The 24,163-nt window shown below is 47.7% G+C and carries 24 protein-coding genes; 4 read left to right on the top strand and 20 right to left on the bottom strand.

All coding sequences use genetic code 11. From position 1 onward, the window contains the following. Positions 1-9 precede the first annotated feature (9 nt). Genes AC0YN3_RS09585 through AC0YN3_RS09575 form a run of 3 tightly spaced genes read right to left on the bottom strand, consistent with a single transcriptional unit; the run spans position 10 to position 3,679 of the window. On the bottom strand, positions 10-1,131 hold the full coding sequence (locus AC0YN3_RS09585; RefSeq protein ID WP_475774851.1) for a Ger(x)C family spore germination protein: 1,122 nt from the start codon (positions 1,129-1,131) through the stop codon (positions 10-12). After that, positions 1,128-2,192 carry a GerAB/ArcD/ProY family transporter gene (locus tag AC0YN3_RS09580; RefSeq protein WP_475775116.1) on the bottom strand — a complete coding sequence of 355 codons (1,065 nt, stop codon included), beginning with the start codon at positions 2,190-2,192 and terminating at the stop codon, positions 1,128-1,130. The genes AC0YN3_RS09585 and AC0YN3_RS09580 overlap by 4 nt, the downstream gene beginning before the upstream one ends. A 29-nt stretch (positions 2,193-2,221) precedes the next feature. Continuing rightward, positions 2,222-3,679: a spore germination protein gene (locus AC0YN3_RS09575; RefSeq protein WP_475774850.1), complete on the bottom strand. Its 1,458-nt coding sequence runs from the start codon at positions 3,677-3,679 to the stop codon at positions 2,222-2,224. 218 nt (positions 3,680-3,897) lie between these two features. Between AC0YN3_RS09575 and AC0YN3_RS09570 the strand changes: the two genes are divergently transcribed. After that, positions 3,898-4,287, top strand: a complete 390-nt coding sequence (locus tag AC0YN3_RS09570; RefSeq protein WP_441944300.1) for a collagen-like protein — start codon at positions 3,898-3,900, stop codon at positions 4,285-4,287. A 1,004-nt stretch (positions 4,288-5,291) separates the two neighbouring features. On the opposite strand, the gene AC0YN3_RS09565 is transcribed toward AC0YN3_RS09570, so the two are convergent. The 11 genes from AC0YN3_RS09565 to AC0YN3_RS09515 all read right to left on the bottom strand — a co-directional run bounded on the left by AC0YN3_RS09565 (position 5,292) and on the right by AC0YN3_RS09515 (position 15,749). Further along, positions 5,292-7,232: an FtsX-like permease family protein gene (locus tag AC0YN3_RS09565; protein WP_475774849.1), complete on the bottom strand. Its 1,941-nt coding sequence runs from the start codon at positions 7,230-7,232 to the stop codon at positions 5,292-5,294. Beyond that, the gene (locus AC0YN3_RS09560; protein ID WP_475774848.1) at positions 7,207-7,983 is read right to left on the bottom strand and encodes an ABC transporter ATP-binding protein; all 777 of its coding nucleotides are present in this window, start codon (positions 7,981-7,983) and stop codon (positions 7,207-7,209) included. The genes AC0YN3_RS09565 and AC0YN3_RS09560 overlap by 26 nt, the downstream gene beginning before the upstream one ends. Positions 7,984-8,105: 122 nt before the next feature. Continuing rightward, complete coding sequence (locus AC0YN3_RS09555; RefSeq protein ID WP_475774847.1) at positions 8,106-9,209, bottom strand: sensor histidine kinase; 1,104 nt, start codon at positions 9,207-9,209, stop codon at positions 8,106-8,108. Next, positions 9,206-9,937: a response regulator transcription factor gene (locus AC0YN3_RS09550; protein WP_475774846.1), complete on the bottom strand. Its 732-nt coding sequence runs from the start codon at positions 9,935-9,937 to the stop codon at positions 9,206-9,208. Before AC0YN3_RS09550 ends, AC0YN3_RS09555 begins: the two co-directional genes overlap by 4 nt. 11 nt (positions 9,938-9,948) lie before the next feature. Next, positions 9,949-11,088 carry a PAS domain-containing sensor histidine kinase gene (locus AC0YN3_RS09545; RefSeq protein WP_475774845.1) on the bottom strand — a complete coding sequence of 380 codons (1,140 nt, stop codon included), beginning with the start codon at positions 11,086-11,088 and terminating at the stop codon, positions 9,949-9,951. After that, entirely contained in the window at positions 11,081-11,737 is a 657-nt protein-coding gene (locus tag AC0YN3_RS09540; protein ID WP_475774844.1) for a response regulator transcription factor, read from the bottom strand. Before AC0YN3_RS09540 ends, AC0YN3_RS09545 begins: the two co-directional genes overlap by 8 nt. A gap of 103 nt (positions 11,738-11,840) precedes the next feature. Beyond that, the gene (locus tag AC0YN3_RS09535; protein WP_475774843.1) at positions 11,841-12,272 is read right to left on the bottom strand and encodes a GAF domain-containing protein; all 432 of its coding nucleotides are present in this window, start codon (positions 12,270-12,272) and stop codon (positions 11,841-11,843) included. A 435-nt stretch (positions 12,273-12,707) separates the two neighbouring features. After that, a complete protein-coding gene (locus AC0YN3_RS09530) occupies positions 12,708-13,013 on the bottom strand; it encodes a hypothetical protein (protein ID WP_475774842.1) in 306 nt (101 codons plus the stop codon). Between the two features lie 125 nt (positions 13,014-13,138). Then, positions 13,139-13,501 (bottom strand): HesB/IscA family protein, encoded by a 363-nt coding sequence (locus tag AC0YN3_RS09525; RefSeq protein ID WP_475774841.1) that lies wholly within the window; start codon positions 13,499-13,501, stop codon positions 13,139-13,141. Positions 13,502-13,646: 145 nt separating this feature from the next. Then, a complete protein-coding gene (locus tag AC0YN3_RS09520) occupies positions 13,647-14,729 on the bottom strand; it encodes a polysaccharide deacetylase family protein (protein ID WP_475774840.1) in 1,083 nt (360 codons plus the stop codon). 297 nt (positions 14,730-15,026) lie between these two features. Next, a complete protein-coding gene (locus AC0YN3_RS09515; protein WP_475774839.1) occupies positions 15,027-15,749 on the bottom strand; it encodes a hypothetical protein in 723 nt (240 codons plus the stop codon). A 333-nt stretch (positions 15,750-16,082) separates the two neighbouring features. Between AC0YN3_RS09515 and mqnE the strand changes: the two genes are divergently transcribed. Together mqnE and AC0YN3_RS09505 are read left to right on the top strand one after the other, a co-directional pair. Next, the gene (mqnE, locus tag AC0YN3_RS09510) at positions 16,083-17,186 is read left to right on the top strand and encodes an aminofutalosine synthase MqnE (protein WP_441944312.1); all 1,104 of its coding nucleotides are present in this window, start codon (positions 16,083-16,085) and stop codon (positions 17,184-17,186) included. A 62-nt stretch (positions 17,187-17,248) separates the two neighbouring features. Continuing rightward, on the top strand, positions 17,249-18,316 hold the full coding sequence (locus AC0YN3_RS09505) for an NAD(P)/FAD-dependent oxidoreductase (protein ID WP_475774838.1): 1,068 nt from the start codon (positions 17,249-17,251) through the stop codon (positions 18,314-18,316). Between the two features lie 18 nt (positions 18,317-18,334). Here the strand turns inward: AC0YN3_RS09505 and AC0YN3_RS09500 are convergent, their stop codons facing one another. Further along, entirely contained in the window at positions 18,335-18,595 is a 261-nt protein-coding gene (locus AC0YN3_RS09500) for a YuzB family protein (protein ID WP_475774837.1), read from the bottom strand. Between the two features lie 98 nt (positions 18,596-18,693). Between AC0YN3_RS09500 and AC0YN3_RS09495 the strand changes: the two genes are divergently transcribed. Then, positions 18,694-18,939, top strand: a complete 246-nt coding sequence (locus AC0YN3_RS09495) for a NifU family protein (protein ID WP_183559000.1) — start codon at positions 18,694-18,696, stop codon at positions 18,937-18,939. Positions 18,940-19,053: 114 nt separating this feature from the next. Here the strand turns inward: AC0YN3_RS09495 and AC0YN3_RS09490 are convergent, their stop codons facing one another. The 5 genes from AC0YN3_RS09490 to AC0YN3_RS09470 all read right to left on the bottom strand — a co-directional run bounded on the left by AC0YN3_RS09490 (position 19,054) and on the right by AC0YN3_RS09470 (position 23,903). Beyond that, positions 19,054-19,830 carry an SDR family oxidoreductase gene (locus AC0YN3_RS09490; RefSeq protein WP_475775115.1) on the bottom strand — a complete coding sequence of 259 codons (777 nt, stop codon included), beginning with the start codon at positions 19,828-19,830 and terminating at the stop codon, positions 19,054-19,056. A 25-nt stretch (positions 19,831-19,855) separates the two neighbouring features. Next, the gene (locus AC0YN3_RS09485; protein ID WP_475774836.1) at positions 19,856-20,569 is read right to left on the bottom strand and encodes a Cthe_2314 family HEPN domain-containing protein; all 714 of its coding nucleotides are present in this window, start codon (positions 20,567-20,569) and stop codon (positions 19,856-19,858) included. A gap of 227 nt (positions 20,570-20,796) precedes the next feature. After that, positions 20,797-21,729, bottom strand: coding sequence for a COX15/CtaA family protein (locus tag AC0YN3_RS09480; protein WP_475774835.1), 933 nt, complete (start codon positions 21,727-21,729; stop codon positions 20,797-20,799). A gap of 169 nt (positions 21,730-21,898) precedes the next feature. Next, positions 21,899-22,240 carry a thioredoxin family protein gene (locus AC0YN3_RS09475; protein ID WP_475774834.1) on the bottom strand — a complete coding sequence of 114 codons (342 nt, stop codon included), beginning with the start codon at positions 22,238-22,240 and terminating at the stop codon, positions 21,899-21,901. A 52-nt stretch (positions 22,241-22,292) separates the two neighbouring features. Further along, positions 22,293-23,903, bottom strand: coding sequence for a copper amine oxidase N-terminal domain-containing protein (locus AC0YN3_RS09470; protein ID WP_475774833.1), 1,611 nt, complete (start codon positions 23,901-23,903; stop codon positions 22,293-22,295). Positions 23,904-24,163: the final 260 nt, after the last annotated feature.

Raw genomic sequence — 24,163 nt, 5'->3', positions numbered from 1 at the left:
GATCCCTTGTTATTTGAATTTGCCAAAGTCTTTAATGACGACTCTGGCTGAGATCCGGATATCCGCATTCGGATACGCTTTGTCCCAATCTAATTTGTTCCATTCCTCGTAGCTTAAGCTGTTTCTGACATTTTTCCCGACTCCAAGGCTATCGACATTGTGCTTCTGCATCGTTGCAATGATCGCTGCCGCTTCTTTTTCGATATATTCGGACATTAACTTTTCTATTTTCTTGCGATCATTGTCTTTGCTGATTTCATGATTACCCGAATACTCCAATACGGATCCTTTGATAACCATGTTGATTTGAATATTGAATTTATTACTCGCACTGCGCTTAACATGGACTTTCCGATCGCTAATAACGGAGCTGAAAAGAAGCCGCTCTTGCTTCTTGCTCCCGTCGCCAAGCTCCATGCTTACTTCTCCTTTTTTGAAATTTTTTTTCAGCATGGAGAAGATAAGCAAATGCTCAGGCTCGATTTTCGTTATGTATCGATCCTTTTTGAATAGGGCGATACCGTCAAACGAAATGTTTTTTTTGCTCTCTTTAATAATGGGGGCAATCGGTTCTATGCCGTCATCGAAATAATCTCTTGTAAAGTCATAGATCGTGACCAATGGCAAGTTCATTGATGCCGCTTCCTTCTCCAGCATCCTGTCTATATACTGGCCTGCTCTCGGATGCTGCGGATAGTCTCTAACGAGCAAATCATGCGCTCTCCCATTCACGATGACTATTTTCACTCTTTGCGAGATCGAGGGGTCTCGGACTAACGTGTCGATGTTCTTCCAAATCCCCATCTTTGCCAAACTCAAACCGTACAAAGTGCTTCTAAGCTGCCCGCTGACCAATGAGAGTTCGGTTTGGCCCGCAAACAATATTCTCGCTTCCTTGCTCGTATGGGCCGTTGTGGTCAACGTTTCCCTTTGCATCCGCTGCTCCGGGTCCGCTTTCGGAATATCAATGGTGATCATCAGCTGATCATCCTTTGCCTTATCCTTCTTATCATTTAAATCATAGCCCGTCGATTGAATAAAGCCTTGCTTTTCCAGAATGCGCTGGTCACCGCAGCCTGTGACCATAACGAGCAGAAACACAAGGGCTGCTGCTTTGGGCGATATCCTCAAGATGGTTTCGCTCCTTTATGAATTGCGAGGATAAGAATCAGCAGAAGCGGCAAGCCAAAAGCAACCCCGATCTCTGCATAGCCCAAATATTGCAGCCATTGCCCGACTTCCGAGAGCGTGTCCGGAAACCAGGCAACGGCGTATCCGAACGCTAGAATGATAAAAGCCAATACTTTCTTATTGGCTTTGGGAACGATTCTAGCGAACGTTTCTTGAGCTGACCATGAATACAGCACGACGGATACTATCGTCGTAAACAAAAAGAATCCGAACAATAAGTTTTCTACTCTTTCAATAAAGGGCAAGCGAATATATGACAATAAATCAAGCATGGGGTACATCATGTTCCTCAGCTGTTCAAAGCTGTAAAATCCAAAACAAATGAAGCAAAAAACAAGGTAAGTGAGCGTTGTGATCAAATTCCCCTTAACTATGGAAGGGATGAATTTTTTACGGTTATCCGCATAAGGAAATAGCATAAAGCATAGCTCGTAGCCCAGAAATGCCGTAAAAACCATAAAACCGCCAGTCAAAAAGTCGGTTTCTCCTTTAAACAGAAAAGGAGTCAGCCTCGCCCATTCAAAATCTTTAAAGAAAAAAAGCTGAAGAAACAGCATCCAGGTTGTAATCCAAAAAAAACTCGTTGCTGCTTTTGATATCGTGTATATGCCCTTTATGACGAGCAGATAAGCCAGAATATCAATCAGCAATTTCAGAAGCATCGCATGCGTCGAGTTATAGGACATGATTTGGTAAATGTACACGTAGTTTTTGATCACCATGCAGCCCGTCAAAGACCATATCCCGATGAGAACGGCGTAGATCGGAAAGGTAATTGCACGAGGAAGCGTTCTTTCCATGATCTGAAAGATCGAAAGTCCGTTGCCTAGACGATAGACGATCGAGATGATGAAGATATTCAGGTTCACCACCAGCGAGATGAGAATGACGCCCAGCCAGCCGTTGTACCCGAAGTTCTCGGCAAGCAAACGGGGAAGGCTCATGATGATTACCCCTGTTTGATTCATATAGATTAATATCATGATATGAAAAGGATGCAATTTCTCAGTCAATGAATAGACACTTCCCTTTATTGCCTCATTTTATTTCGGGATTTGTTAGGTGATTTCGACTGGCTTGGCCTGTCTTTGAGCATCCAGAACGGTGCCCTGATAAACGTATCCCGCCAATCGTTTAGATTGCTTGGGGCAATCGGTGTTAAGTAAGAGCTTTTCAGGCTCGTCAATCCCGAAAGATGGATGACCATCAGGGCAAGTCCCAGCATCAATCCGAAGTTACCTAATAAGCCTGCCAAAATAATGAGACCAAACCGGGCAAGCCGTATGGATGCGCTCATCATGTAGCTTGGTATGACAAAGGAGGCAATTGCCGAGGAGGCAACCGCTATAATCAATATGTTGCTGGTCAACCCCGCCTGCACGGCTGCTTGGCCTATGACGATACCGCCAACGATACCGATCGTTTGACCGATTTTAGTAGGCAGCCTTGCACCTGCTTCTCTGAGCAGCTCGATTGTAACCTCAAGCAACAGCGCTTCATAAATAGGCGGAAATGGCACCCTGCTCCGGGACTCCGTCAAAGTAAGCAACAAATCCTCGGGAACCATTTCATAATGAAACGTTGTTACGGAAACGTACAAAGCCGTAAAGGTGATCGTAACGATAAATGCAGCAAACCTTAGCACTCTCGTAGCCGTACCTAACGCCCATCTTTGATAATAGTCGTCCGGCGACGAGAAAAATTCAAAGAAGGAGGCAGGAGCCGAGATCACAGAAGGACTGCCATCGACGATTGCGACGATCCGGCCCGCAACCAGCTTCGAGACAGCGGCATCCGTCCTCTCCGTCGTTGGAAATTGTGGGAAAATCGAATTGGGGTCATCGTCGATGCACTGAACCAGCATATTTGCGTCATGGATGGCGTCCATTTCAATCAGCTCAACCCGCTTAATGAATTCCTCCACATATTCCATATTGGCGAGCCCGTCCATATATAGGACGAAGACATCCGTTTTCGTTACCTCTCCGACCTCGCATTTGATGACCTTCAACCGCGAGCTTTTCACGCGGCGCCTAATCAACGACAAATTTAAAGAAGCCGTCTCCACGAAGGAGTCATGCGGGCCTGTGATGACAACCTCCGTTTCCGATTCTTGAATGGTTCGGGATTCCGGTTTATAGACATGAATGGCATAACATCTCTCTTGAAAGAAGAGCGCGACGGAGCCATTTAATATTTCTTTGATAAGGGCATCCGAGTCCGTTATCTCCATATACTGGGACCTCTCGAGCAGCTCGGGGACCTCTTGTGCTGATGCTGAGCCAAAAGGAATGGCGACGTCACGCGTAAATTCTTCACTGCCTGTTAAATGGTCAAAGTACACCATTTCCAGCGCAATGTCTGGCAGGCTTCTGTAGATGATATCCGCGCAACCCTCAAACTCTTTTAAAGTAAGCGCAATGGATGCCGGCACCGTTTTCTGCGCTGGCCCATCCTCTTTTGGTATGCTTTGCTCTGTTTTAGTCACGCTGCGCCTCGCTTAATCATCGAATTCATACTAACCAATGTGGTCATAATAAACGGTTTTATACTCCCGTCTGAAACTTCATCACGCACAAAGGAAATTCGTCTGCGTGAATTAAGGGAAGGCCGAGCCATTATGGCGGTAGCCGCTGTAATCGCCCAAACCTTGTTCGTTGCTGCTGCATAATATGCTCTAGCCCAACTAATTAGGAGTGATAAAGCATGTCATTTTTGCCTCCTCCCGGCCCTCCGGGTCCGCTTGGACCGTTTGGCCAGTTCGGACCTTTCGGTCCTCAAGGACCACAAGGACCTCAGGGACCTGGATCGCAAGGACCTCAGGGACCGCAGGGACAACCCGGCATGATGCCGACTTCCCCACCCCCTTCGTTTACGCCCCAGCAGCCTTCCGCTTCGCTGTTCGCTGTTGATCCCGGCGCGATATCCGGATGCTTGTTTCGCAATACCTATGTTTGGCTCAGGAATGGCCAAGGCTTTTGGTTTTTCCCTGTATTCGTTGGCCGGAATTCCGTAGCAGGCTTTCGCTGGTTCGGAAGATCGTGGATGTATATGGGAATAGATTTGAGGCAGATTACCACATTCACTTGCCGGTAAGAACGGCTCAGCTATGAATAACGAGGCTGGCTCAAAAGGGCTTCGCTCGCTGAAGAAACAGCTCGCACAATCAAAAATAAGAAGGAAATTCCATGAAAAAGCGGTGCAGAGGGCTAACCCTGCACCGCTTTTTTGATTGGTCTCTTGCCCCTTTCTTCAACAAATAATGGTAACCGGAGTATTTAAATGATTCTGGAGAAGCGTTAGCGGTCGTTTTTGTGAGGGGATTCCAGCCTTTCCTCGTTGATTCAAAGGAATCCCCGAGCAATGGCGATCGAAAGAATGTTTAAGTGTGCAGTTTTCTGTTTAGCCTTAATAACTGTCCAGTTTGCCGTTTAGCCTTAATAACAACAGGCATATTCCATCGTTAAAACGGAGCATTTAAATGATTCTGGAGAAGCGTCAGCGGTCGTTTTTGTGAGGGGATTCCAACCTTTCCTAGTTGATTCAAAGGAATCCCCGAGCAATGGCGATCGGAAGAATATTTAAATGTGCAGTTTTCTGTTTAGCCTTAATAACTGTCCAGTTTGCCGTTTAGCCTTAATAACAACTGGCATATTCCATCGTTAAAACGGAGCATTTAAATGATTTTGGAGAAGCGTTAGCGGTCGTTTTTGTGAGGGGATTCCGACCTTTCCTCGTTGATTCAAAGGAATCCCCGAGCAATGGCGATCGGAAGAATATTTAAATGTGCAGTTTTCTGTTTAGCGTTAATAACTGTGCAGTTTTCTGTTTAGCCTTAATAACTGTCCAGTTGCCGTTTAGCCTTAATAACAACAGGCATATTCCATCGTTAAAACGGAGCATTTAAATGATTCTGGAGAAGCGTTAGCGGTCGTTTTTGTGAGGGGATTCCAACCTTTCCTCGTTGATTCAAAGGAATCCCCGAGCAATGGCGATCGGAAGAATATTTAAATGTGCAGTTTTCTGTTTAGCCTTAATTACAAAGGGGTTATTCCATCGTCAAATTGCTGACAATGGGATAGCCCCTTTACAAATAATCGTTATGCACTTGCTCCGCGAAGCATGCTTTTCATGTAGCTGCTGCATGCAACGAGGAAATAGACGGTCTGCATCGCAATATAAATGCCAATTACGATAAAGGAATATATCCAATTGGACGATTGCATCATATTATCGAGCGCCTTCATGGCGAACAACGCATGGGCTATGCCTACCACCACGGGAACAAAAAACACGATACCAACCTGCGTGACGACGATTCTGCGAATCTCGCCCCTCGTCATCCCGATTCGAGTCAACGCTTTAAACTGGGCTTGGTCTTCCTGCAATTCTGTAAACAGCTTGAAATAGATCATGCTGCCGGAAGCGATAAAGAACAGCAAGCTAATGAACATACCGATGAACAGCGTCAAGGATACCGCCTCATTGATGTCCTTCAATCGGTCCGCTCGCATAAAATCCGTCTGGCCTTTAAGCTCTTTGGGAACCAGCTTGCTTAGCTTCGCTGCAGTCTCGGACGAGTCCTCCCAATTGCGCAGCTCGTAACCGTACATCGTAAACAATTGGTCTTCCGGTACGCTTGCGCGCAGCTCCATGTAAGAAAAATCATCCATCACGAACGTATAATAATTGCTGTCAAGCCAGTTCATGACATTCGCTTCCAGCACGCCGCCAACCTGAAGTTCCTTTTGATTGCCGTTAACGGTTCCTCTCACTACGCCTGACTTTTTCTCCTTTCCGATAAACTGCGTAACAAGCGTTACCTTCCCGCTCTCAGGATCAAGACTCGGTTGGTCGTTGAAAGCAGCAAGTCTGTTGTAGTCCGTCGCTGAAATGACTAAAGCATTGCCATCCATCTGCCAAGGCTTATCATCGCCCCACTGCATCTCATATTTATGAATGAGAACGCCTGCTGTTTTCGATTCCTGCGTAATAGTATATCCATCCTCGGTTACAACCCGCTTCAGCTCAGCCGGGTCAATCACATCATGAGTATCCAGCCCCTTTTCACTGTACGCAAGGGTATAAGGAGATCCGTAAAGCAGGCTCTGTTTCGAACCCACCTGCAAAATATAAACCGTTCCCAGCGCCGTCATAATGACAGCGCTCAGAATCGAGACAATGAACAATATCCGCGCATTGTCCCTGATTTTATAGCCGAGCTGCGCGAAAACGATCATATTGGTACGCTTATAGTATAAAGCGGAGCGCTTCTGGATGAACCGTAGCAATAAAATGCTGAGCTGGGTAAACAGGAAATACGTTCCGATTACGACTGTAATCAATATAGGCAAAGCCAATACGAGAAACGTCTCGCTATTCATGATGAATGCCATTCCGTAAGCCGCCAAAAGACAAATAACGGAGACGGCAACCAACCAGCGTGAAAACACGAGCTCACCTTTCGGCTTTCGTGCGGCTTTCAGTAGATCTACGATCTCGGTACGGCCGATACGCAATGCCGTCCCTATGGAGATAACCATGAACAGGACGAAAAAACCGCCTGCCGTCAGTCCGATGGCTTTTAATGGCGCTGCGAACGGTATTGATTCTTCTACGTTCAGGAGTACCGTCAAGGCCATAAAAAACAGCTTGCTGAACAGCATGCCTAAGCCAATCCCAACAGCGATCGCCATGATTGCAATGGCGGCATTCTCATAAATAACGAGCTTGCGCAATTGAACCTTCGTCATGCCGAATAAGGAGAACAAGCCGAACTCCTGCTGCCTCGTTTTCAGAAAAGCCGAATTCGAATACAGCACGAATAGGAATGAAAAGATAACGATAATGTATTCGCAGAATACCATCCCCATACGAATCTTCGAGGCCGCCATAATATGGCCGCTTTCAACGCCTGGATGGTAGAGAAACGCCGCATAAATATAGAAGATCATTACGGAAAACACGCTGCTCAGAAAAAATGCGCTGTATGACCGCCAGTTCCCCCGGATATTGCTAAGCGCGAGCGAACGGAACGTCATCGAAATTACCTCCCAGCACGCTGAGCGCATCTAAAATTTGTTGGAAAAAGGCCTGTCGGTTCGAGCCGCGGCGAATTTCCGAGAAAAATTTGCCGTCCTTAATAAACACGATCCGCTGGCAATAGCTCGCCGAGAATGGGTCATGCGTAACCATAAGAACCGTAGCCTTAAAGCGCTCATTCATGTCCTTAAGCGAATCCATGACATCCTTGGCGGACTTCGAATCCAAATTCCCCGTAAGCTCATCCGCAAGCACCAGAGAAGGCTGATGGATGATGGCACGGGCGATCGCTGCCCGCTGCTTCTGGCCTCCCGACACCTCATAGGTTCGTTTGCCCAAAATCGGCTGGATTTGCAGCAGCTCGGCGAGCGGTACCAGCTTTTGTTCGATTTGCTTAGGTGCCATCCCCTCAAGCACGAGCGGCAATATGATATTTTCTTTGATGGACAGCGTATCCAAGAGATTGAAATCCTGGAATACGAAGCCAAGCTCGCGACGGCGGAACAAGGCAAGCTTCTGGTCGCTCAATTTGCTTGGATTAATACCGTTAATCTCAAGCGCGCCTGAAGTAGGACGGTCGATCGTAGACAGCAGGTTAAGCAGCGTCGTCTTCCCGCTCCCTGACGGTCCCATTACCCCTACGAATTCCCCTGCTTCCACCTGCAGCTCAATATCCTCAAGCGCTTTATACGCTACATTGCCTTTGCTGCTGTATATTTTGCCTAACCCTTGCGCTTTAAGAACGCTCATTGCTTTCTTCCTCCCCGAATCTATCCAAGTCAATGCCTTCAATATCCTTAGTATAGACGCGAGGGAAGCTTTGAACCCATCGATTTTCCTTTCAATCGGGCGCTGTGAACCTTACAAAGTTGTCACTTATCCAGCAGCTTGCCGTCACTTGAGCCTTTAAGTATATGGATGCCTCGCGGCTGGAATGTCACCGTCATCGTCGTACTCTCGCCCATTACGGAGGATGCCCTCATCTCGTGACCCAAACGCGTACATACTTGCCTTGCCAAATATAGCCCCATCCCTGTCGATTCTCCCGTCGTTCGTCCGTTCTCGCCCGTGAAAAACGGATCAAAAATACGCGGCAGCTCATGAGAGGCGATACCGATCCCATCATCCGTCACCTTCAGGCTCCCGCCTCCATTGCTGAAATCCTCCAGATTGAAAATAAGCTTCTTGGCGCCAGGCTTGCTTTTGCTGTACTTAATGGCATTGCTCACGAACTGATTCAAAACGAACGTCATCCACTTCTCATCCGTCTCCACCCACGCCTCGCCTTCTATGCGCGGAAAGATAGAATGGCGAATGCACAGCTTCTTATGCGCGTTCACGACCTGCCTTGCCAGCTCATGCAGAGGTGTGCGCTCCACATGCAAATCAATTTCGAACTTTTCGAGTCGCGCCGTATAAAGCATCATCTCGAGGCCGCGCGACATCCGGTCCGTCTCCTCCTGCAGGCTAAGGGCGAGCGAGCGCTGCTCCTCCTCCGTAGACGCAGTCTTCTGCAGCGCTTCCTGCGCCAGCAAATCAACGACTGAAACAGGTGTCTTCATATGATGGACCCATTGGAGCACAAAGTGGTTGTGAAGCTCCTGCTGCCGGCGATACTTGCCCAGCTCATTCAAGTAAGCGCGGTTCTGCTCCTGAAGCATTTTGGACACTAGCTTCTGCTCCCGTGTCACGGTTGATTTGATGATCCTCGTAGCCTGCAGCTCATCCGAACGAGAAATCGCTTCAATTAACTGCTTGAAATAAGCACGCTGGCGAGCATAATCGACCGCCAGCCAAGTGCCAAGAAAGAATAAGGCGAGCACAATGAAATAATACACGGCTCCAAGCTCAACGAGACCTGGATAGCGCTCCCGCTCAAGCAGCAGCATGCTGACGGACAACATGATCAGCAATAAAGCCATAAAGATAAAGAGCAGCCGGTCACGCAAAAACAACGCCAGCGATAGCCCTCTCATCGCGGCGTTTCCTCTACTATATTCAATTTGTAACCCTGCCCTCGCACCGTCTCTATCGCTTTGGGAAGACCTAGCTCCTCCAGCTTCTTGCGGAGCCTAGTCACATTGACCGTTAACGTATTGTCATCAACGAATTGCACGTCATCCCATAGCGCCTCAAGCAATTGCTCGCGTGATACGACGATGCCCGGCTGCTTCATGAAGCATTCAGCCAGCAGCTGTTCATTTTTCGTAAGCTCCACGCGCTGCCCTTTCCACGTAAGCTCATTTCGGGTCAAAAAAAGCCGAAGGCCTCCTGCCGCTAACTCCGCAAGCGACTGCCCCTCTACGCCACTCGAAGCCGACGAGCTTGGCGCCGCGTATTCTCCGTAAGAGCGCCTTAGTACGCTTTTCACCTTCGCCATCAATAAATCCAAATGAATCGGCTTCGTAATATAATCATCGCCCCCGTTCTCAATGGCCATGACCTGATCCATTTCTCCCGCTCTTGCGGATATGAAAATAATAGGGATGCTAGAACGCATCCGGATTTGCCTGCACCAATAGTAGCCGTCAAAGTATGGCAAGTTAATATCCAGCAGCACTAGCTGCGGATCAACGGCTAGAAATTCCGGCATAATATCGCGAAACTGCGTAACGGCCGATGCCTCAAACTCATACTTGTCCATATTATTTTTGAGGATGGACGCGATTTTTTCATCGTCCTCCACAATCAGGATGCGGTACATGCCATTCCTCCTTATGTAGCGTCCTTCGATTGATCCTTGCCCGTATCTTTCGGCACGATAAGCCGTACCGTCGTTCCCTTGCCAAGCTCGGAGGTTATGTCCAGCTGTCCACCTATACTCCGGGCACGTTCCTCCATGCTGAATAACCCTACGCCCCGCTGTGATTCCGAAACCATAAACCCGTGTCCGCCATCCGTAATGTGAATTTCAACCTTCATCGGCTGCTCCTCTATCACGACCTCAGCCTCCGCGACATCCGCATATTTGGCAATATTCGTAAGCGCCTCTTGAATGACGCGGTATATTGCCGTTTCCTTCATGATGCCCAGCCGGCTCTTAAGATTGCAATGCAGCTGGATGCGAATGCCGAAATGCTGCGAATAATTATCCGTATACGTTCTAATAGCGGGTACCACTCCGAGGTCATCGAGGACGGAAGGGCGGAGCTCCCACGCTAAGCCGCGAATATCCTCCATCATCCCGGATACATCGCTGCGCAGCGCCGTCAGCTCGGTTAGCCCGCTGTGATCGCTTATTAAACGGTCCAGTCTTATGAGCAGCGAAAATAAGCCCTGCCCGATTCCGTCATGCAGCTCCCTTGAAATCCGTTTGCGCTCCTCCTCTTGTATCTCGATGACCTTAACCATCATTTCCTTCAGCTCCTGCTCGGCCCGCTTTCTTTGCGTCACCTCGCTGCGGATCGCTAAATACTGATAAGGCTTCCCTGCCTCATCAACGAACGGCACAATAGTCGTGTTCACCCAATAAAAGCTGCCGTCCTTTGCGCGGTTTTTGACTTCGCCGCGCCATACCTCGCCTGCGGTTATCGCTTCCCACAGCTCACGGAAAAATTCGCGTCCATGATGCCCGGAATTAATGATGCGGTGATCCTTTCCAAGCAGCTCGTCACGGCTATATTTGGATATTTCGCAAAATTTATCGTTGACGTATTCAATCTTACCCTTGTGGTCCGTAACCGCGACAATGGAGGATTCATCCAGGGCAAACTTTACGTCGGCCAATTGTTTAAGAGACAGATTCACTTGCGCAAGCATCGATTTATCGTCGATTTCGTTCTCGAGGACAGATAGCAAATAATCGACATCCGATCCGATAATTTGGGCGTAGTGCTTGCCGCTATGCTTAATCATAATTCAGCAGTCCTTTCTTGAGCGCGAATTTGATCAGCTCTGGCCGCGTTCTAAGCCCCAGCTTATCCATGACATGGCTTTTATGCGTTTCCACCGTTTTGACGCTAATAATCAAGCTCTCCGCTATTTCTTTGTTAGAGTAGCCCTTGGCTATCCAGCCGAGGACCTCCTTCTCCCGCTCCGATAACGTGTCATACGGTCCTTGATCCGCGCCGCCTTGGTTCAGCTTCACCAAATATTCGCTCATTAGCCGTTTCGTAGCCGTTGGATATAAGTAGGCATTCCCTTGAGCTACCGATTGAATCGCGGACAACAGCTCGTCATGCGGCGCGTTTTTCAAAATATACCCAGAGGCTCCGATATGGATCGCTCTGAACAAATATTCATCATCGTCGTGCATCGTAAGAATAAGAACGGCCGTTTCCGGCAGCAGCTGCTTCAATTCCGTAGTCGCTGCCATGCCATCCTTGCCGTGCGGCATGCTAAGATCCATCAACACCACATCCGGCAATAATTGCTTGGCCAATTCAATGGCTTCGTCTCCTTCCGAGGCTTCCCCGACTACTTCAATGCCGTGCTTGCCATGCAGCAGCATCGCCAAGCCGGATCTAACCATTGCATGATCATCACAAATCAGCAGCTTAATCATTCAATATGCTCCTCGCCCATTGGCCTCTTCCATGCCTGTTCGTTTTACCGCTATTATACCTTACATTGGCAAATGAATCGCCCATTACAAACAAAAGACGTCCTCATTCCAGCAAGGACGCCAGTTCTTTAGCGGCATTAGAAGCTTGTTGTAGCTCATCTGCAACATAGCTGCTATCGGTGCGCCTGCCTATGAGCAGTACGCCGCTAATTTTATTATGAATCGCAATTGGCACGCTAACGGCAATTCTAAGCTGCTCCGTCAATAGTATCGGCTCCCCAAGCTTGAATCGCTCCCGGTCCGACATTGCCGAATTTGCCGCTGCCTGTCTGCCTGAGCGGATCGCTTTGCCAGACAGCCCTGTGGTGGACTTTTGCTCTACAAGCTTCGTTCTCTCGCTTGTCCGGCCAGCCGAAAGTGACCAACGAAGCCTGCGACCGCTCGGATCCATCATGCCAAGTATGGCGAAATCGCTGTTTGTATTAAATTGAAGCCGATCGATGCAGGCAGCGATAGCCGATTCAACCGTGTTCATTGGCACGCCTCCTTAAGGAATGTCGGACTATCCTATCGCTTTATTATAAATGGGTAACGATGCTTTGTATGTCAGGGAATTCCCTGAATTATTACAAGGGAAGCACAGAAAAAAGGAGCCCTTTGACAGGCTCCTTCTCCGACGGTGTTTGATCGTATGAGTCTCTTCGCATCTAACACTTCACAATATTAAGAATACTTGGGCACCGCTTTTTCACAATCCTGTTTTAAGGGATCGCTTATGGCGTGTGTGTTCAGATTGTCTCTGCGACACAATCCCCTCGCTTTCAAAAAAGCTTAGTGATTAAATAAGTTCCTCCTGCAGTCCTAGCACCAAAAGGTCCAACGGAACCACACCTCTCTTCACACCGTCAACACTATCTTGTCCGTTTTTTGTTTCATTTATTCAAATGCCGCACCATTTTTTTTAATCGGCTTACGAATGAAACATATAGGTCATTTCCGTTGCGAAAAATACGATAACGAAACCGATGACCAACAGCATTTTGACTGTCGTTGCTTTATTCCGCTTTGGTATAGCGCTGTTCTCGGCCTTGCTTATCCATGTTCGTTTCTCCTTGCCAGCTGTGCTTGCCGTGTGGCCGCAGGGGCAGCTTAAGGGAGAATGGAAGGTATAGCCTTGCATCGTCAGGTTATAGCTTCCTTTCGGAACCGTATGCTTTCTGCCGCACGACGAGCACCCGACTTCGATAAAATGTCTATAATCATGAATAAATTTCATACGCTGATATCCCCCAAGATGATTGATTGATAGACGTAAAGCTACGAAACGAACAAAAAAATCTTCCGGGAAGCCCATCGACTCGATGGACTTTCCGGAAGATGCAATTCATAATGGCTGACCGATTAACACTCGCCAGCAGCAGCCGGCTTGCCTGCGTCGCTAGCTGTACGGAACGAGGAGCCGCAGCCGCATGTTGCGCTGGCATTCGGATTCTCGATGGTGAAGCCTCCACCCATTGCCGATTCCTTGAAATCGATCACAAGGCCGTTCAAATATTTGATGCTGTCCTCGTCAACGACAACCTTTAGCCCTTCCATGTCAAGCGCTTTGTCGCCTGCTTGCTTCTCGTCATCAAAGCCCATGCCGTAGGAAAAGCCGCTGCAGCCGCCTTCCTTCACGCCGATACGCAGGAAAAGCTCAGGTCCGCCTTCTTCCGCGAGCATTTCTTTTATTTTGTCAGATGCTGTGTCACTGATCGTGATCATGCTACATCCCTCCGTTATCCATCTAGTTCGTCTCTTATGCAACTCACTTACTTATTTACAGTATAACGGAATGTTTATGCGGTATCAATCGGCAAGTTGCCAAGCAGCGCTTATTTTTATTGAGAATGGAACCATTATGAGGATGTTATTCAAATATAACGAACTTTAGCTTTTTATTTTTAAGATATTTTATGATGGCTGGCAAAGCCTTTACGGTTTTCTCTTTCTCATGCAGCACATAGATGCCGCCGGAGGGATCTACTTTCTGAAAATAATCAATAATCGCATCGGAGCTCTCTGCTTTCCAATCCTCGGGATCGCGGTTCCACATTAATACCTTCATTTTATTTTCATGCAAATCTTCAATTAGCGTATCTGAAATCGAACCGTAAGGAGGACGGAAAACGGTATTCGTTTGTTTCGTAAGCTCTTCAATGGCTCTAGCTGCCTTCCCGACGTTTTCCAATTTCTCATCTCGCTTAAGATGCTCCAAGTCGGCGTGATCCCAGGAGTGATTGCCCACCGACATCATCTGTTCGCTTGCATACGCTACTGCATCTGGATATTTACGGGTGTTTTTCCCGATGAACAAAAATGTTGCAGCCACCTTCTGTTCCTTCAGAATGTTAACAATCTCTTCCGTAAAAGCCGATGGGCCATCATCGAACGTTAGGGCTACGTATCCCTTAGGCAAGGCATACATGGCTTTATCGCCTTCAAGGACATATTTTTCATAATGCTTATTTTCATCTTTTAGTTCTTCTTCTTTTACCTCTTCTTGAGCTGTAAAAAGCGATACCGGTCGGGGTTTCTCCTCTTGATTTACCGAATATGCAATCGTGCTTACTTGAGGTTCTTCGCGAGTATTAGTCTGTGCAGGTTGATCATGAAGCTCATTACTAAAAGTCTCTGTAGGCTGATCATATAACGAGCTTGCCGCATTGACACTTAGTTTAAGCGAATCGTCTTCCTCATTGAACAATCTGTCGCTTGTACTGATTACCGCTATCAAGATAAACAAACTAAATGCGACCCATCGAACAATGACCTGACTTTTATGCAGGCTTGTTCCTAGCTTGGTTATGCGCATTGGTTTCGGTCGTGATGCAACGGGTGCCGGGGATAACCTTTCTTCTGCTTCATCGGCTGAGTTATAAATGCCTTCCTTCAACAACTGAAGCTTGGCTATATATGCTGTGCTGCAGGCAAAATACAAGGTTGAGCGCAAATGTCCTTCTTTATATGCGATGTGACTGTAATGGAGCTTACGGTACGGGTCCCACTTCGTATATAGCGATAGCCTGGACCTGCCTTGGCCGTGCGGCAATATAGAAAGAACTTGATTATATGTATACTCGTCTAATTCAACGACGCAATCAGTACAGGCAGATTCACGAGATATGCACACCGCCATCTGATAGCCGCTTGCACTCTGTTGAAGCGACAGTAGCTCGATCATTTGGACTGGATTGCTTTCCATAGTTGTCTTCAAATCTCCTTTAGCGGCAGCAGTCGGAGCAGCAGCTCAATGCTCTTCCGTACCGTCCATCCGCTTTGATTGATTCTGACCTAGAGGCAATGACATTCGGCTGGTGAAATCGCTGATCATGTTTGCCAAATATGCTTTTTCTTGGCGCATCGTTTCGTATTTTTGCTTCAAATGCGTGTTTTCCACTTCCAGCCTGCCGATTTTTTCTTCCAAATCATTGATTTTCAAATTTTTATCGGCATTAGCCTCATTATGTTTTTGCAGTAAACCGCTATATTTCTGCCGTTCCAGTTCAATGACATTTTTAAGTTCATCCGTTTCGTTGGACATCTCGGACTGCAGCTCCCGGAAGTCCTCCATCACTTGATCGACTTTCAAATTTTTCTCAACCAGCTTGTTCTCAAGCTCAAGAATATTTTTTTCGCGCTCTTCGATTACCTTATTTAAATTTCTCGTATCCCGGTTTAGTCGCTCAACGTGGCTATTGGAGTGATTAAGCCGGTCTTGGAGCTCATTAATATTCAGTTCGGTATGCTGCCTTGATTGAATTATCTGCTCAACCGCGAATACCAGGTCAAGCGACTTTTTGTCCATATTGGCTTTGCTAGCCGGACTCATAATCGAAGCAAACTCTTCTTTGTCTGCCGCTTGCTCCAGATCCATGTCCATGTCCAGAGCCTTTACTTCCACAGCTAACCCGGAACCTTGTTCCCGATGTTTTTCTGCTGGGTCTTTCTTCTTAAAAAAAGGAGTAGCCATTATCAACACCTCTTCCATATATATGTCAAATTTTGTCGAACACTGTTAAATCTATTATAGAATAATTGCCTTTTGCATAATCGAGACTTTGTATCTATATTTGCTTATAAATCTAAGGTCCTATTTCCATAATAAAAACAATAAAAATAGTACCATTTATCCATAAATTATTGAGGAATGGTTAAATTTCAATTCATTTGATGGATTACCTTTAAATTTGTACTTCGTGGATATTGCCCCTGCTACGTAGGAGGTTTATAATAGTTACAGCTTCTTTAATCGGAATAGAAAGTTCTTTTTTTCACAATCTTATGAAATTGAGGTGGCTACACCATGAACGTCGTTATACCTACAGAAGATTCAAAAATGCAGCACATCATTGAAAAAGTGCGTCATGGACAGCGTTTATCATTAGAGGATGGCGTTTACTTATATGAATCCGATGATTTGCTCACAATTGGGCAGCTTGCCAATGAGGTTGCGATTCGCAAAAACGGCAAAAAGGTTTATTTTATTGAAAATATGAGCCTTTACTTTACGAACGTATGCGAGGCTCACTGCGCATTCTGCAACTTCCGCAAAGATGAAGGCGACGAGGGCGCATATACGCTGAGCGGCCCCGAGATGATTGAATACGTCGAGAAGCATTTCCACCCTGGCGTCCGCGAATTCCATATCGTAGGCGGACACAATACGAACGTTCCGTTCCAGTATTATGTCGATTCTCTTAAAGCATTGAAGGAGCGTTTCCCAGAAGTAACGTTAAAAGCATACACGGCCGCCGAGATTGACTTTTTCTCGCGCATCAGCGGCCTATCGTACAAAGAAGTGCTGCAGGAACTTATGAAAGCCGGCCTTCAATCCCTGACTGGCGGCGGTGCCGAGATTTTATCCGATCATTACCGTAAAAAAATGCGCGTCGACAAGGCGGATGTTACGCAGTACTTAGAAGTACACCGCACTGCGCATCAGCTCGGCTTGCGTACGCACACGACGATGCTCTACGGCTCCATAGAAACCAAAGAAGACCGGATTCGTCATTTGATGCATATTCGCGAGCTTCAGGACGAAACGAATGGTTTCCTTGTCTTCATCCCCCTGTCCATGCAGCCAATCAATCCGCGTGCCGGCATTCGCCGCCGCAACTCTGCGTTCGAGGATTTAAAAACGATTGCGATCAGCCGTTTGATGCTTGATAACTTCCAGCATATTAAGGCTTATTTCATCAATATTGGCGTGCAGCTGACCCAAGTTGCTCTAACAATGGGCGCATCGGATGCTCATGGAACAATCGTCAAGGAGAAAATCAGCCATGCAGCCGGAGCGCTGACTCCGGAAGGCATCACACGCGAGGATTTGATTTGGCTAATTAAAGGCGCTGGCCGTATCCCGGTCGAACGCGACACGTTCTATAACGAAATTAAAATTTACGAATGAGTAATCGGCAACACGAAAGCACAAAATAGATTATCATCAAGAGGCGTGGAGTTGGAAATCATATGAGAAAACTTATTATTTTGGGAGGCGGCTACGGTGGTCTAGCGATTGCTAACGAGCTGCTGGAGAAACAGCTTCCCTTGGACGTATCAATCGTACTCATTGATCGGATGCCGTTTCAAGGCTTGAAAACCGAATATTACGCGCTGGCCGCGGGAACCGTATCGGATCTCGAACTGCGCGTGAAATTCCCTGTTGATCCAAGAATTTCGCTGGCATACGGCGAGGTGACCGATGTGGATATGGAGCAAAAGCTCGTCCACATCGAGGGACAGGAATCACTTGTGTATGAATGGCTTGTCATCGGTCTCGGCTGCACCGATAAGTATCATGGGATTGAGGGAGCTGAGCTGTTCTCGACAAGCATCCAAACATTCTCGGCTGCAAGACGAACCTACGCGCAGCTGAATGACGTGAAGCCTTATGGGCAAGTCTCTATCGTAGGCGGGGGACTGAGCGGTGTCGAAGTGGCAGCTGAGCTGCGCGAGAGCCGTCCTGATCTCAATATTCGGATTCTGGACAGGGGACCTAGCGTGCTGTCTGCATTCCCAAGCAAGCTGCAATCGTTTGTGGCGGAGTGGTTTCAGGAGCATAACGTGGAGATGCGCGGACATGTCGGACTTACGCGGGTTGAAGGAGGCATTCTCCACGACGGCAATTCAACAACCCCGATCTATACCGATGTGACGGTATGGACGGCTGGCATCCAGCCTGTCCCCCTCGTGCAGCGGATGAATTTGCCGAAGGACAATCAGGGCAGACTCGTCATCAACGAATATCATCAACTGCCTGATTACAATGATGTATTCATCGTCGGCGACTGCGCTGCCCTTCCGCTTTCACCTAGCGGCCAAGCGGCTGGTGCTCAAGGCAAACAGATCGCGGAGGTGCTGCAAGCCATCTGGCATGATAAGACGCCTCGTCTCGGCAAGCTTAAGCTCAAAGGCGTTCTTGGTTCGTTGGGCAAAAAAAGCGGCTTCGGCCTGATGGGCGGAACAGCCATCATGGGCCGAGTGCCGCGTCTGGTCAAAAGCGGTGTATTGTGGCGCTCCAAGCGTCACCTTGGTTAGTACGGAGAGCCTTGAGCGTTACAGATCATCCAGCAGCTTGTCCAGTGCTTCCTTATCGGCCTGCTGCTGATCGATCGCTTTCAATATCTGCTCGTAAAGCTCATCTACCGACTCGGCAGATACAATTGCGCCATCTACTAATGCGAATGGATTCAAATAACATTCGCCGCAGTTGCCGAGACAGCCGTATTCCGTGACCTCGAATTCATCATTATCTTCAAATAATTTCATTATGCGGTCCGTGCCATGATGCATATTACTGGCACAAAACTCGATCATTGGTTTAAACACCATGCTTCACCTAACTTTACTTAGTTACTATCCATTTTCAATTGCTTCACTTTGTACTATAATAGGGGAGAAAGGAGATGATTGCAATGAGTGAACAAGTACAAGATACGATGTATGACGAAGTGCTCGACGTACTCGATAAGCTTCGTCCGTTTTTGCAGCGCGATGGCGGCGACGTTGAGCTCGTCGATGTCGAAGGCGGCATCATCAAGCTTCGCCTTATGGGAGCATGCGGCAGCTGCCCAAGTTCGACGATCACGCTTAAAGCGGGTATCGAACGCGCCCTTCTTGAAGAAGTTGATGGTGTTATCGAAGTCGTTCAAGTATTCTAAAATATAAGAACGCGTCTATACTGCCTTTGCATGGCAAACGCTAAAGAGTCTTATCGGCGGGAAGGAGCTTAGCTCCTTTCCTAACCGAGAAGACTCTTTTTTTTGAACGTATGATTAGAACATGCCTTTAATGTTGGCAACGATAGGATCAAAGCCTCCGGTAACGTCAATGACATTTCCCGTTAAGAAATTAGACTGTTTGTCGCAAAGAAACAGCACGACGCGCGCAACGTCCTCGCCGGCGCCAGGCCTTCCAATCGGCGATTCGTTGTCGTATTCCTCCTCCACCTCGGCAATCGATCTCTCCTTGTTAACGCCACGAATATCGCCCGGCCCAATCAGATTAACGGTGATGCCGTGAGGGGCTTCCTCTACCGCCAACGATTTCGTAAACGACACAAGCCCGGTCTTCGCGGCAGCATACACGGCACGATGCGGCCAAGCTCTTGCCTCTCCGGCATGTCCGAAGCCAAAATGGATGACTCTTCCCCATTTCCGTACACGCATGCCCGGCAGCAGCCGGTGGTCAAGCAGCATCACGCCTAACAGATTGCCATGGAGCAGCCTAACGATCGTGGCCTCATCGTATTCGCTGAAGAGCCGCCGTTTGCGAACGAAAGGTCCGGCGTTATTGACGAGAATGTCCACTCCGCCTGCCCAGCGCTCAGCAGCTTCGGCCAGCTTCTCCGTCCCCTCAATGGTTGCGACGTCAGCCTGTACCGTGATGGCTTTGACGCCAAGCTGCTCAATCTGCGCTTTTACCTGAAGGGCTTCGAATTCGCTCTCGTAGTAGTTAATGACAACATTACAGCCTTGCTCAGCCAGCTGGATCGCCGTTCGCTTGCCGAGTCCTTTCGCGCTCCCTGTAACTAATGCTGTTTTGCCTTCCAGTCCCACGAGTTTTCCCCCCTCGGGATTATGTGTTCTTCTTCCTCATTAAACCACAAGCATACTGAAACGTAAGCAGCAATGACTCCATGGCCAGATACAAGCCCTGTGTCAGCTCAGCGGATTGCTCTGCCACGTTTTCAAGCTTAATTTCTTCCCCGTACATGCGACTGCTTTGGATCAAATCATCCTGCATCTCCGAGTTCATGTAATGAATCTCCGTATTCCTGCGTTTACGCAGCCTAGTCATCGACTCCTTGTACTTCTCCTTCACATCGTTCAGCTTCCAGGTTAGCTCAGGATGCGCTTTCTTCTCCCGCATATTGCGCAATACGGTAAAATAAGAGAAATGTGCTTTGATCCGCTCCGTTCTCATATCCAGCAGTTCATTAAGCAATGTACCCAGCTTGTCGAGAAGGGAAAAGACACGGATAAAGGCGTTTTTATCGAAGTAGATATAACGATTATAATTGATTCTTTCCTCATCTGTCATTTGCTTAAGGGAGGTTGACTTTACTTTATGTTGGAATTTCAGCGCGACATAGTGGCTTTGCTCCAGCTCGTCCAAAGAAGATCGCAGGCCGAGCGTCCAAATTTCATATTTGCGGAGCTGCTGGGAATCAACGGCTCCTGCTTTTATTTTTTTGGAAAGAATGGCATTGAACTGATCCATATGCCGGAACGTTTCCGCCAGTATGCCATCCGCTTCTCTCATCGGTTCATCAAACATGAAACGCAGCATGATTGTACAGTCCCTCCATGTGAATTTGACTGCCGCCTGCTCTGAACAGCAATCCGTAAAGCTCTAGATAACAGGCAAACCTGCAAGCGAAATATACGCATCTGCAGGCTTGCTGGATGGGGATCACGGACTGAAGCAGCATTTGCCTACCTTCAGCATGTCCCATATTTAGTTTTCTCTCTCCAACTCGTCCTGCCCGCTTGGTTCCGGGCTGGCGCTTATCAACGCTACATGCCCGTTTTCCCTTCGCGTAACCGCCAAGAACGAACCAATATATCCATTAACAAGCCGAACAAACCGGTCACAATTAGATTATGGAGCAGGTTCGTGAACAAAAACCAATCTGTATTGGTAATCGTAATCGTCAGCAATGCACCGCTGAAAATTTGGGTAATGACAAGCCCGAGCGTCCATCCGGCGTGCTTCGTTAAGCCTGCTCCTCCTTCGCTGACCTTACGGATATGAAGGTACAAGCCTGCAAGGCTGATCGCTAGCACTAAAGCAGCTACGCGGTGAATGAATACGGCCCCAGTAGCTCCGTTGATTTCTGGTACGATCTCTCCGTTGCATAACGGCCAGCCAAGACATCCGCCGCCAGATTCGGTATGCCTGATGAATGCCCCCAAATAAATGACGACATAGCTGTATATCGCTGTCGCAAGTACGCGCGGGAATATCGAACGCGGTACCGTAAACACTTTTGCAGGCCCGTTTTTCACGCGGAACGTCCAGATCACGAGCAGCAGGGTCGCTGCAAAGGCGATTAAGGAGATCCCAAAATGAATGGCCATAATTGGCGGCGATTGCGGCCACATAACGGCAGCAGCACCCATTAGCGCTTGAATAATCGTAAACAAAAGGGCTCCGCCAGCGTAAAATAACGGTTCTTTATAGCTAGCCTTGTCTTTCCTGAATTTGAGTATGAGGGCAATGACAGTAGCGAGTACAAGAAGTCCTTCGAATCCTGTAATTAGCCGATGCGAATATTCGATTAGAGACTCGATCGTATAGGCGGGAACAAATTTGCCGTGGCACAAAGGCCAGTCATCACCGCAGCCGCGTCCAGAATCCGTATTCGTGACAAGCGCCCCTCCGAGCAGTACAAGAAGCATTCCGATGCACGCGGCGATTGCCAACGCGCGAAAACGCCCGGTTACCATTATGAAATCACCTTATTTCTTGTTTTAATAACAGTTCAATTATAGCTATAAAAAAAAGCAAAAGCCATGTTGAAAATGTGACACTTCAACGCGCATACGCCAAAAAAAAATGAAAGCCCGCGTTTCAGGGATCGTACATTCCCCCTATAACGCGGACTGGCATTTACTTTTAATTGAGTGCTTCGCTTACTTGTATGGCGCGATCAACGAACGACTCAATTTCTTCCCTTGTTTTCCGGAGCTTGCTAACAAACCTGATTGTTTCCGAACCGCTTCGAAAGGCGATAAAGCTCGGAATGCCTAGAATGTTCAGCTCCGAGCACAGATCGGGAAGGTCGTCGCGATCCAGCTCAACGAAGCTCACTTTGCCTTCGTACTGGCGTTCCAAATCCGGCATGAAGGGATCGATAAAGTGGCAATCCGCACACCAGGTCGTTTTGAATACGGCAATGGTAAGGCCTTCGCCTGCGACTGCTTCGCGGAAAGCGGCTTCTGTCGTTAATTTTCTCATGTTGCACCCCTTAGCTAACATAATAAACTTCACTCGCTCGTTTCGTTATTGCTTATACTTCCCGATCAAGCGAGAATACTTTCATGTCATCGTCAAGATCCGTCCAGGCAATCTTTGCTTTTAATGCATTGGCTAAATTGCGGGCTGGCACATACGTTACTCCGTCAATAACGGTAACAGGGAACGCCCACTTCACGGTCTTCCCGTTAACAACAGCTGAATCGCTGCCGTTCTTCAATACTATCGTCGTATTCGTCGCTTCGTCAAACACTTTTAGGCTTTTAGTTTTCTTGTCAGCTGTCAATACGCCGCCAAGCTGCTCTACCGTGGAGCGAAGCGGAATAATCGTAATATGGCTCGCCGTAATGATTACCGGATTATAATATTCATAAGAATACCATGTAAGATTTTGTTTATTCACATGCAGCTTATTTTTTAATAGGTCGTAGACGACTGATTTGTCATCAAACTTTTTCAATGCTTGATAGCCTTGCATATCAACGAGCTGTTCAATCGGAAGGTCAGATTTGGACGCAACGGGAGCATCCGCTTTGACCACGCCATTCACATTCCATGACTCGCTCTCGAATTTAAGGGTAATGCCTTTGATTGGGAGCACACCGAATTCCGGATCCAAGCTAGGAGCGTATGACAGCTCGTAAGCCTGTTTGCGGATATCAAGCTTGTTGTCCACGTACATGTCTGCTTTGATCGAAAGATCCTTGTTGAAAATTTCGTCGAGCGTTTCCTGATCCTCTTCTTCAAGCAGCTTCAGCTCGCCTTGCAGCTCCGTTAGAAGCTCTACGATACCTTCGCTAGCTTCCGCAATCAGCACAGCAGGATCTTCGCTATCGAGTCCGCCTTGATCGAATGGAATCACTTCTTCTGCCGCTCCCCAAATCTGCGGATTGCTGCTCAGCACCTCGAACACGCCTGCTACCATTTTGTCTAGGCCAGCCCGGTCCGCGATCAGCGCATCCACATATTTTTTCACCCAAGGCCAAATCTCGGTACCGTCGAAATCAACATGTACTTTCATGAGGGAGGTTGAAACGCCGTTAATATTCTCAAACACCGGTTTCACGTCAATGCGCTCCGGGTTCGGGAGATTATGTATGACATAGGAACCAACCGTATCGAGAATCTCATGGCCTAGCGCAGTTGCGGTTGCTTCGTCCAGCTCAGGAGCTGCCTCGGATGCAACATCTACTGGCAGGCCGGACATGCCAGTCAATCCAAGCAGGCCTTCGCTTGACAGATCAATCGCAAAAGGCTGCTTCGCGCCTTCAATCTCCATGATAGCTAGCGTGTCGGACATTTTAAGCGAAAACTTAACGCTAGCCGTGTCTCCGAATATCAAGCTTCCGTTAAAGGATGCGTTCGAGCTATCCTGCATCTTCACATTATCAAACTGCAGCTTAACGTTCGATACAAGCTTCATAATCGCAATATCCTCTTCGGTAGCCCCTTCATAGGCAGTATCATCAAGCTCAAGCTTAAGCTCAACAGACTGTTTGCCCTCGCTTGACGTTACTTTTAAGGAGTTCTTCAGTACCGTATTAAAATCCAAATTCGAAATGGCTTCGCAGCCGGCAACAAAAACAAGTGTAAATGCTAATATGAGAGCAATAAACTTACTAGGTCTTGCATAACCTTTTTTCATTCTTTCGTCTCCTTTATGATTGCATAGTAGCAGGTCTTTATTACTGATAAACTCCATTTATTGTACAGGAGACTCTATCTAATGTAAATGTATGGAAAGCTCTAGTTTTGTCGAATTTGATAGATTCGTTGGTTTATAGGATAAGATGTCCTTATTACTGCATGCAATCCCTCAGCAGCCATCCGACCAGCATAGCGATTGCCACGGCCAATAGAATTCCAGTCTGTTTCATCCGATCCATCCCGCATCTCCTCCATCCT

It is taken from the genome of Paenibacillus sp. J22R232, assembly GCF_056269165.1.
This window is presented reverse-complemented; position numbering and strand designations above follow the sequence as displayed.